At 71.5% G+C, this 10002-nt stretch carries 12 protein-coding genes and 2 pseudogenes; all 14 read left to right on the top strand.

The window, feature by feature from the left end; translation table 11 throughout:
* Positions 1 to 209 (top strand): annotated as a pseudogene (locus H5J30_RS08670) (hypothetical protein); the annotation flags it as partial.
* A complete protein-coding gene (locus H5J30_RS08665) occupies positions 209 to 382 on the top strand; it encodes a hypothetical protein (protein ID WP_181786646.1) in 174 nt (57 codons plus the stop codon). The pseudogene H5J30_RS08670 and the gene H5J30_RS08665, both read left to right, overlap by 1 nt.
* Positions 383 to 401: 19 nt before the next feature.
* Entirely contained in the window at positions 402 to 782 is a 381-nt protein-coding gene (locus H5J30_RS08660) for an HK97-gp10 family putative phage morphogenesis protein (RefSeq protein ID WP_181786644.1), read from the top strand.
* Positions 779 to 1195, top strand: coding sequence for a DUF3168 domain-containing protein (locus H5J30_RS08655; RefSeq protein WP_309505470.1), 417 nt, complete (start codon positions 779 to 781; stop codon positions 1193 to 1195). Before H5J30_RS08660 ends, H5J30_RS08655 begins: the two co-directional genes overlap by 4 nt.
* Before the next feature lie 74 nt (positions 1196 to 1269).
* Positions 1270 to 1683: a phage tail tube protein gene (locus tag H5J30_RS08650; RefSeq protein ID WP_181786642.1), complete on the top strand. Its 414-nt coding sequence runs from the start codon at positions 1270 to 1272 to the stop codon at positions 1681 to 1683.
* 13 nt (positions 1684 to 1696) lie between these two features.
* Entirely contained in the window at positions 1697 to 2098 is a 402-nt protein-coding gene (locus tag H5J30_RS08645) for a phage tail assembly chaperone (protein WP_181786641.1), read from the top strand.
* Between the two features lie 14 nt (positions 2099 to 2112).
* Positions 2113 to 2487 (top strand): phage tail assembly protein T, encoded by a 375-nt coding sequence (locus H5J30_RS08640; RefSeq protein WP_258563193.1) that lies wholly within the window; start codon positions 2113 to 2115, stop codon positions 2485 to 2487.
* On the top strand, positions 2408 to 4462 hold the full coding sequence (locus tag H5J30_RS08635; protein WP_181786640.1) for a phage tail tape measure protein: 2055 nt from the start codon (positions 2408 to 2410) through the stop codon (positions 4460 to 4462). The genes H5J30_RS08640 and H5J30_RS08635 overlap by 80 nt, the downstream gene beginning before the upstream one ends.
* A gap of 3 nt (positions 4463 to 4465) precedes the next feature.
* Positions 4466 to 7813, top strand: coding sequence for a hypothetical protein (locus H5J30_RS08630; protein ID WP_181786639.1), 3348 nt, complete (start codon positions 4466 to 4468; stop codon positions 7811 to 7813).
* A gap of 13 nt (positions 7814 to 7826) precedes the next feature.
* Complete coding sequence (locus H5J30_RS08625; RefSeq protein ID WP_181786638.1) at positions 7827 to 8162, top strand: hypothetical protein; 336 nt, start codon at positions 7827 to 7829, stop codon at positions 8160 to 8162.
* Positions 8163 to 8231: 69 nt separating this feature from the next.
* Positions 8232 to 9152 carry an N-acetylmuramoyl-L-alanine amidase gene (locus tag H5J30_RS08620; protein WP_181786637.1) on the top strand — a complete coding sequence of 307 codons (921 nt, stop codon included), beginning with the start codon at positions 8232 to 8234 and terminating at the stop codon, positions 9150 to 9152.
* Positions 9153 to 9184: 32 nt separating this feature from the next.
* Positions 9185 to 9382, top strand: coding sequence for a hypothetical protein (locus tag H5J30_RS08615; protein WP_181786636.1), 198 nt, complete (start codon positions 9185 to 9187; stop codon positions 9380 to 9382).
* A gap of 26 nt (positions 9383 to 9408) precedes the next feature.
* Positions 9409 to 9666 (top strand): hypothetical protein, encoded by a 258-nt coding sequence (locus tag H5J30_RS08610; RefSeq protein ID WP_258563192.1) that lies wholly within the window; start codon positions 9409 to 9411, stop codon positions 9664 to 9666.
* Positions 9663 to 10002 (top strand): annotated as a pseudogene (locus H5J30_RS36555) (collagen-like domain-containing protein); the annotation flags it as partial. The gene H5J30_RS08610 and the pseudogene H5J30_RS36555, both read left to right, overlap by 4 nt.

The raw sequence follows: 10002 nt of genomic DNA, 5'->3' as shown, positions 1-10002 counted from the left end.
ACGGCGGCGCCGGCTCGGTGACCGTCACCGCGGACACCCCCGGCACCGTCCTGGGCGGGCTGGACATCGAGAACCCCGCCATGGCCGTAGCCGCGGGCGAGGCGGGCATGCTGCCGCTGCCGCGTGAACTCGCCGGCGCCGACGGCCGCGCGGCGATCACCTACAGCGGCGTCACCTCGGTGACCGTCGCCGTCCTGGAGCTGCCCTGATGGCCGGCGCCGACGACGAGCGCGGGCCGCTGCCCGTCGAGCCGCTGCGGTGCCGCCAGCGCGCCGAGGACGGCGAGCTTCCTGCCGGGGAGCGCGCGGTGTGGGCGCTGCTGGGCATCGCCGGTGAACTGGCCACCATCCGCCGGGAGCTGGAGCGCTCCAAGCGACGCTGACGGGCAGGGGGTGAGCGCGATGGCACGCAGAGGCGGACGCACCACGGTGCGGATCACCGGCCTGTCGCGGCTGCGCGTGCAGCTGGAGGACCTCGAAGACGACGTCCTGGCCGCGTTGAAGAAGGCCGTACGCGACGGCGCGGAGTCGGTCCAGGGCGACACCCGCCAGCGGGTGCGGGTGGACACCGGCACTCTGCGCGACGACGTCGCCGTGCGCTTCGAGGACTCCGGCCTGACTGCGCTGGTCGGCTGGTTCAAGGACCGCGACTACTACGCCCGCTTTCACGAGTACGGCACCCGCCGCATGCCCGCGAGCCCGGCGCTGGGCCCGGCGCTGGAGGCGGAGCGGACCCGGATGCGGGCGCGGATCACCGACGAGGTGCGGCGGGTGCTGCGGTGAGCGCGCCGGCGCCGATGCTGCCGGTGATCAGGGCCGTGTACGTGCGGCTGACCGGCGACGAGGAGCTGACCGACATGGTGTCGGGGAGGATCTTCGACCACACCCCCGAGGACACCCCGTACCCGTACATCGTGGTGGGCGAGGCCATCGAGAGCCCGGACAACTGGCACGGCGGCTTCGGCCGGCAGACCGTGCTCACGCTGCACGTGTGGTCGCAGTACCGCGGCTTCACCGAGGCCCTGCGCATCGCCGCCCGGCTGATGGCGCTGCTGGATCACACCCCGCTGGCCGTCGACGGGCTGGCGCACATCGCCACCCGGTACGAGAGCAGCGAGGCGCTCACCGACCCCGAGCCCCCGGGGAACATCCGGCACGTGCCGATCCGCTTCCGCGTGGTCACCGAGCAACCCTGACCCGCCCCTTGTTTCCCTCCCGGGCCGCCGCGGTGGCGGCCGCGGGTGATCCCTGCTGCAGAGATGGAGGAGCCATGGCCGGTGAGGACGGCTTCGGCACACAGTTCAAGCGCGGTGACGGCGCCGACCCGGAGGTGTTCTCCGCCCTGGCGAGCGTCACCAACGTCTCCGGCCCGGGCCTGACCCGGGAGACGATCGACGTCACCGCCCACGACAGCCCGGACCAGTGGATGGAGTTCCTGGGCGGGTTGAAGGACGGCGGCGAAGTGACGCTGGACATCAACTACCGGCCAGCGGTGCACGACGCGCTGGTGGCCGACCTCGACGACGAGGACCCGCGCAACTACCAGGTCGTCTTCCCCGACGTCGACGCGACCACCTGGGGCATCAGCGCCATCATGACCGGCTTCGAGCCCGAAGCCCCGTACGACGACAAGCTGGCCGCCTCCCTGACCTTCAAGGTCAACGGCAAGCCGACCCTGACCTGAAGGGATACACCCCATGGCCCTGCTGAGCAGGAAGCAGATCGAGGCTGCCGACGACCGCAAGTGGGAGGACGTGCCCGTCGAGGAGTGGGGCGGGGAGGTGCGGCTGCTGGGGCTGTCAGGCACCGAACGCGACGCCTACCAGCAGTCGCTGGTCATCCTCGGCTCCAACGGGTCGGTGCAGCGCATGAACATGGCTGACGCCTCCGCGAAGCTCGTCGCGAAGTGCCTGGTGGACGAGGACTTCGAGCGCCTCTACACCGACAAGGAGGTGCGCGAGCTGGGCGCCAAGAACGGCAAGGTGATCGACCGGCTGTTCAAGAAGGCGCAGGCGCTGTCCGGGCTGGGCAAGGGTGCGGCGGAGGCTGCGGCGGGAAACTCCGAGACCGTCCCGAGCGACGGTTCTACTTCCGACTAGCTCTCGCCAAGGGCATGTCCGTCGCCGAGCTGCTGGCCACCCACAGCTCGGCGGAGCTGACGGAATGGATGGCGTACGAGCAGATCACCGGTCCGATCGGCGGTGAGCGCGAGGACATCCTGACCGCGATCCTCGCGGCCACGGTGGCGAACACCGCGCGCGGCAAGCGTGGCCGGAAGGCCCGGGTGCAGGACTTCCTGCCCAAGTGGGACCGGCACAAGCGGGCCTCCTGGCAGGACATGCTCGCCACCATCCGACAGATCAACTCCGCCCTGGGCGGCACTGACAAGACAGGCGGGGGTGACGGTGGTGGCGACGCTGGACGAACTGCTGGTCGCGATCGGCATGGACACCGGCGATCTCGTCGGCGCCGGGCAGGAGGCGGCTAACGACGTCGAGAACAGCCTGTCGGGCATCGGCGGCGCGGCCGCCGGCGTCGCGGTCGGCGGGCTGTTCACCGCGGGCCTGTCGGCGGCGATGGACGCGACCGCGGCCACCACCAAGCTGCAGAACCAGCTCGGCCTGACCGGCGCGGAGGCCGAGCGCGCCGGCGACACCGCGGGCGCGGTGTTCAAGCAGGGCTTCGGCGGTTCGATCGACGAGGTCACCCAGTCGCTCGGGGCGGTGATCTCCAACGTCGGAGGCATGGGCAAGGCCACCGACGCCGAGCTGCAGCAGATGACCAAGAGCGCGCTGGCGCTCGCGGACACCTTCGAGTTCGAGGTAGCTGCCTCCACACAGGCCATGGGCACCCTGCTGAAGGCAGGGCTGGTCAAGGACGGCACCCAGGCGTTCGACCTGCTGACCGCCGCGGCGCAGAAGGTGCCGCCGGCGATGCGCGAGGAGCTGCCCGACGTCACCAAGGAGTACAGCGAGTTCTTCGCCCAGCTCGGGTTCACCGGCCCGGAGATGTTCGGGCTTCTCGCCCAGGCCGCGCAGAACCCCACCTTCGAGCTGGACAAGCTCGGCGACGCGGTCAAGGAGTTCACTCTCCGCCTGGCCGACACCGAGGCGGTCAAGCAGCCGCTGGCCGACCTCGGGCTGGACATCACCGAAATCCAGGGCCTGGTCAACAAGGGCCAGGGCACCCAGGCGTTCGACATGGTCACCGACGCCCTGAAAGGGGTGGAGGACCAGACCGAACGCACCGCGCTGCAGGCCGCGCTGTTCGGCGGCCCGGGCGAGGACCTCGGCAACAGCCTGCTCAAGCTCGACGCCGCCGGCGCCGCCGCGGCGACCGGCATGGACGACGCCGCCGGCGCCGCGAAGAAGATCACCGACTCCACGTCGGCGGCGCAGCAGATGGACGCCATCTGGCGCACCCTCACCAGCACCATCGGCGAAGCCCTCGCCCCCGGCCTGAAGGTGGTCTCCGACTTCCTCGCCAGCAACCCGGAGCTGGTCTCCGCGCTCACCCCCATTGTGCTGGCGCTGGCCGTCGCGCTCGGGGTATGGGCCGCGGTGCAGTGGGCGCTCAACAGCGCGCTGCTCGCGTCCCCCACGACGTGGATCATCCTGGGCATCGTCGCGCTGGTCGCCGCGATCGTCATGATCGCCACCAAGACGACGTGGTTTCAGGACGCCTGGCACGCCATGGTCAACGCGGTGGTGGCCGCCTGGAACTGGGTGTGGGGGATCCTGAAGCGCGGATTCGCCATGCTCGTCTCCCTGATCCTGAACTTCACCGGGCCGGGCCTGTTCATCAAGCACTTCAACACCATCCGAGCCACCGTCGGCGCGGCGATGAACTGGGTCCGCGAGAAGGTCATGTCCGGCGTGCGCGGAGTGCTCGGCGCCATCGCCTGGCTGGCCGCCCTGCCCGGGCGGGTGGGCCGCTACTTCGGCGGCATGGCTGGCGCCGCCGCCGACAAGGCATCCGACCTCGTCGCCACCGCGCGCGGCCTGCCCGGGCGCGTGACCCGCGCCGTGGGGAACCTGAGCAGCCTGCTGTGGGACGCCGGCGTGGACATCATCCGCGGCCTGATCGACGGCATCGACTCCATGGTGGGCTCACTGGGCAGCAAGCTCGGCAGCATCACCAGCATGATCCCCGACTTCAAGGGCCCCATGACCGTCGACCGCGTCCTGCTGGAGCCCTCCGGCGCCGCGATCATGGGCGGCCTGATGTCCGGTATCGGCAGCCAGGAACGCGCGCTCGCCCAGCAACTGCAGGGCATCACCGACAGCGTGCCCGTCAACGTACGCGCCGGCGTCGACCGCGCCGGCGCCGGCGGCGGCCGCGACGACGTACGGGTGGTCCTCGACGTCACCGGCGGCGACGAGGCACTCAAGCGCGTGATCCGGGAAATGGTCGACCTCGACGGCGGCGGGGACGTCCAGGTCACGTTCGGAAACAGGAGGTGAACCATGCCGCAGACACGGGGCCAGGTCCACATCGACGGCGCGTGGGTCGACGTCGCCGGAATCCGCGAGGACCTCGGCACGACCATGGTCCGCGGCCGCCGCGACATGGGCAGCCAAGCCGAGCGCGGCAAGTGCACCTTCAAGGTCGACAACCGCGACGGCCGGTGGTCGGAGCTGAACCCGCACGGCCCGTACTACGGCAAGCTCCTGCGCAACACGCCCTTCAGGTACTGGGTGCGCGGTGACCTGCCGTACGTGCGGATCTCCTCCGGCGGCGACCGCGCGCGCGTCGCCAGCACGGCCGCGTTGAACGTCGCCGGGGACCTGGACGTGCGCCTGGACCTGGCGCTGTCCTACGTGCCCGGCCTGGCCTGGGACTTCGACCCGCACCTGGAGCTGATGGGCCGCTACAACACCGTCGGCAACGCCCGGATGTGGCGGTTCCTGCTGACCTCCACCGGCCGGCTGGCGCTGGGCTGGAGCACCGACGGCACCACCGTCGCGGATGCCCTGGCCACCGTGGCGCTGCCGGCCCTGACCTCACAGCGCATCGCCGTGCGCGCCACCCTCGACACCAACAACGGCGCCGGCGGGCGCACCGTGCGGTTCTACACCGCCGAGACCATCGACGGGCCGTGGGAGCAGCTCGGCGACGACGTCGTCACCGCCGGCACCACCTCCGTCAACACCACCGGCACCGCCGATCTCGAGATCGGAGACATCAGCAACCTGGGCTTCGCGACCGCGTTCGGCCGCTACTACGCCGCCCAGGTCCTCGACGGCATCGACGGCACCGCGGTGGCGAACATCGACTTCACCGCCCAGGCGCCCGGGGACACCGCGTTCACCGACACCGCCGGCCGCGACTGGACGCTGGCCGGCCCCACCACCGAGGTGACCGACTACTACGTGCGCATGCGCTGCGAGATCCCCGCATGGCCGCAGGAGTGGGACCACTCCGCGCGCGACACGTGGGTGAGCATCGAGGCGGCCGGGCCGCTGCGCCGGCTGGAACAGAGCAACCAGCCGGTCAAGTCCACCCTGCGCAACCGGATCCCCTCCGGTGATCCGCTGGCCTACTGGCCCATGGAAGACGGGGCGCTGACCACCCGCCCGGCGTCCGCCGTCCCCGGCGGCAGCCCGCTGACCGTCCGCGGCTTCTCCTTCGCCGCGGACAGCTCCCTGCCCGCCTCCGACCACCTGCCCACCCTGGGCAACAGCTCATCGCTGCGCGGGGAGGTCCCCGGCGCGGCCGCCGGCGGCTGGCACACCGAGATGGTCTACAAGCTCGCCAGCATGCCGACCACCGAGCGCACCATGCTGCGCCTGGACCTGACCAAAGCCGGCTCCAGCGTGACCGCAGTGCGGGTGCGGATCTCCACCGCCGGGATCCGCCTCCAGGCCCTCGACGACGACAACAACGTGGTCACCTTCGCGCTGTTCACCAACGCCGACGCCATCGCCGACTTCACCGGCGTCTGGAACCGGCTGATCTTCTTCTCCTACGACAACGGGCCCTCCACGTTCGTGTGCGTGGGCTGGCGCGACGTCGCCTCCAACACCAACTGGTTCGTCAACACCTCCTTCTCCGGCAACCCCGGCAAGATCAGCGCCGTACGCGCGGAGTGGGGCAGCGACTTCAACGGCATGGCCCTCGGGCACCTGGGCGTCTGGGACACCGGCGGCACCTCCACCACCACCCCCGGCGTGAGCATCTACGCCGGCGCCGACGACGGGTTCACCGGCGAGCGGGCCGTGGCCCGCATCCGCCGTATCGTCATCGAGGAGCAGCTGCCGCTGACCGCCGCCGGCCTGCCCGGCGAGTCCGAGCCGATGGGCCCGCAGCGCATCGCCACCCCCATGAACATCGTCCGCGAGTGCGAGGAGACCGACGGCGGCGTGCTCGTCGAGACCCGCGACGTCCTCGCGCTGCGCTACATCCACCGCGGGGAGCTGTACAACCGGCGCCCGGCGCTCGTCCTGGACCAGGCCGCCGGCGAACTGGCCGCCCCGCTGGCCCCCGCCAAGCGGGACGGTGACGTACGCAACGAAGTCGTCGTCACCCGCACCGACGGCGCCAGCTCGGCGCCGGCCCGCAAAACCGACGGGCCGCTCGCAGTTGAGGCCATCGGCCTGTACGACGAGGAGTTCACCCGCAACCTGGCGCGCGACGAGCAGACCGACCCGTACGCCGGGTGGATGCTGCACCTGCTGACCATCGACGAGGCCCGCGTGCCGGTCGTCGAGATCGACCTCATGAACCCCCGCATGCGCCCGATGCGCCAACAGATTCTCGACCGCCTGGAGTCCCAGGCCCTGCTGGTCATCAAGAACACCCGGTACAGCCCCGACGACCTGAAGCTGATCGTGGAGGGCTACACCGAGAAGGTCAGCACCACCAGCTGGCGGCTGACGCTCAACTGCTCCCCAGCCTCGCCGTGGGTCGTCGGCGTCACCGACGACCCGGTGCTGGGCAAGGCCGACACCGACGGCTCCGTGCTCCTCGACGCGGCCGGCGCCGCGGACACGACGCTGACGGTGCGCGCCACCGCCGGCTCCCCGTGGACCACAGACCCGGCAGAGGTGCCGTGGGACATCCGTCTGGGCGGGGAGGTCGCCACCGTCACTGCCGTCGCCCAGTCGATCGTCGACGGCTTCGACCGCCTCGCGACGTTCGGCTGGGGCAGCACCCCCACCGGCCAGGCGTGGACCAGCTCCGGCGGCAGCACGTCCGACTACGCGGTCAGCTCCGGCAACGCCCGGCACCTGTGCAGCACCCTCAGCATCGCCCGCCTGAGCGTGCTCACCCCCGCGGTGGCCGACGACTTCGACGTCTACTGCAAAGTCGGCGTCGTCGCGACGTCGACCGGCGGCAGCCAGTTCGGCGGGCCCGCGGCCCGCTACACCGACGCGGCGAACATGTACTACGTGCGCGCGGAGTTCACCACCGCGTCCGAGGTGATCCTGTCGCTGCGCAAGCGGACCGCCGACGCCGACACCGAACTGGCCAGCAACGTCTCCGGCCTCAACTACACCGCCGGCGTCCTACTCAACGCCCGCTTCCAGGGCCTGGGCACCGAGCTGCGCGGCAAGGTGTGGCCGGCCACCGCCCCCGAGCCGCGCACCTGGCAGGTTGTCGCCACCGACACCGACCACACCACCGGGCAGGTCGGTACGCGCTCCATCGTCACCGGCTCGAACACCAACACCAACCCCACCCTGGTCTATGACGACGTCCAGGTGGTCAACCCCCAGGTGCTCACCGTCACCCGCGCCGTGAACGGCGTCAGCAAGGCGCACACGGCCGGCACCGCGCTGTCCCTGGCCAACCCCGCCATCGTGGCCCTGTAGGGGAGGACGAACGATGCTCTGGCTGCCCGGAATGACGATCACCGCGGACCGCCTCAACGCCGGCATGTTGAGCGGCACCGAGACGCTGGACTTCTCCACCGGCACCACCACCGTCACCGCCGCCAGCAGCGGCTTCGACCAGGACTACCTGCGCAAGTCCGTTGACGTGACCTTTCCGGTGGGGTTCTTCTCCGGTACGCCGATCCTGTCCATCACCGCCCGCACCAGCGTCCCCGGGGTGATGATCGAAGTCGGCTACACCGACCCCTCGTCGACGGGCTTCACGCTCATCGGTGCCCGCTTCACCACCACCGCCACCGTGTGCGACTGGGTCGCCGTCGAGGTCTGACCCCCACCCAACCCCGCCCGCCCCGCGCCGCACCGGCCCGGGGCATCGCCATGTCCGGAGGTACCCCCGATGGCCGATCCCCTGTCCGCCGCCGTCGTCCTGCGCGCACTCAAGCGCGAGGGCCTGACCGTCATCGAGCACGACGGATGGCGTACGCACAACCGCAACCACAAGGGCCCCTGGGGGCCCGTGCACGGCGTGATGATCCACCACACCGCCAGCACCGGCACTGACGCCACCGTGGACCTCTGCCGCCGCGGCCGCAGCGATCTGCCCGGCCCGCTGTGTCACGGCGTCATCGACAAGAAGGGCCACGTGCACCTCGTCGGCCACGGCCGCACGAACCACGCCGGCCTGGGCGACGACGACGTCCTCCGTGCCGTGATCGCCGAGCGCCAGCTGCCCGCCGACAACGAGGCCAACACCGACGGCAACCGCGTCTTCTACGGCTTCGAGTGCATCAACCGCGGCGACGGCGACGACCCGTGGCCCGACGCCCAGCTGGACGCCATCGAGCGCGCGGCCGCGGCGCTGTGCCGGGAACACGGCTGGGGCGCCCGCAGCGTGCTTGGCCACCTGGAGTGGCAGCCCGGCAAGCCGGACCCGAGGGGCTTCTCCATGAACACGATGCGGGGGCGGATCGCCGCACGGCTCGACGACGACGAGCCGCCGGCGAAGCTGCCGAAGCCCAAGCTGCCGACCGTCGATCTGTCGCAGCTACGTCGCGCGGCGCGTACGGACCCGCCGAGGAGCGGCACCCCCGTCTCGTACGCCGGCGCCAAGACGGTAGAGGCCGCTCTCGTCGACGCCGGCCTGCTCGCCAAGAAGCGGCTGGACGGCCACTTCGGCAGCGACAGCGTGGCGGCGTACGCGGTGTGGCAGCGGTCGCCGGCGGGCGGTGGCTACAGCGGCGTCGACGCCGACGGCATCCCCGGCCGGGCATCGCTGCAGCGGCTCGGCAAGAAGTACGGGTTCAAGGTCGCCGCCTGAAGCCCGGACCGTCTGAAGAGAGGACCACCACCATGAAGATCGGCAGCATCGCCAAGTCCCTCCTGGCCGGCCTCGCCGCCGGCGCCGCGGCAGCGGCCACCGCCGCCCAGGACGGCGCGCTGAGCACCGGCGAGGGCGTCACCATCGCGCTCGCGGTCTTGGGAGCCCTGGGCGTCGTGTACGCGGTGCCCAACACGTCGTCGACGGACAGCGGCCCGCGGCCGCTGTAGCCGGCGGGGAACGAATGGATGCCGCCATGGTCACGGCTATCGCCGCGCTCGTCGGCGGGCCGCTGGCCGCGGCGGCAGCCGTCTACGGAACCCGGTCCGCGACACGAGCGCAGCGCGAGGGCGGCGTCATCACCGGATTCACCTCCCTCACGGACCAGCTGCAGGAGGAGCGCGCGGACCTCCGTCAGGAACTGGCGACCGTGCGCGCCGAGCTGGCCGCGGAGCGGGCGGAGAACGCGCGGCTGAGGCTGCTCCTGCAGCAGTTGGAGGGTGGTGGCCCGTGACGCGCACCGAGCGCATGCTGTACCGCCGCCGCCACTTGCTGTGGGCGCTGGCCGTCGTGCTCGTCCTCGGCGGTGCGATCGGCGTGGTGTGGCTGCAGGGCCAGCGCCAGGCGGACGAGGCGGACGCCCGGGCCGCGGCCATCTCCGCGGATGCTCAGCGCCTGGAGGCGGAGGCCGACCGTCGCGGCGACGCCGTCACAACGCTGGCGACGGACGTGCGGCAGCTGCGCGCCCAGCTCCAGGCGGAGGGGGAGAAGCCGGTTGCGCCGGATCCCTCGAAAGCCGTCGACGACCTGCCCGAGCGGGCCGAGGTGCCGGTGCCCATCCCGGGGCCGC

The sequence above is a fragment of the Streptomyces phytophilus genome (assembly GCF_013870535.1).
Lineage (GTDB): Bacteria > Actinomycetota > Actinomycetes > Streptomycetales > Streptomycetaceae > Streptomyces > Streptomyces phytophilus.
The sequence above is the reverse complement of the archived record's forward strand: the minus strand, read 5'-3'. Positions and strand labels throughout refer to the sequence as shown.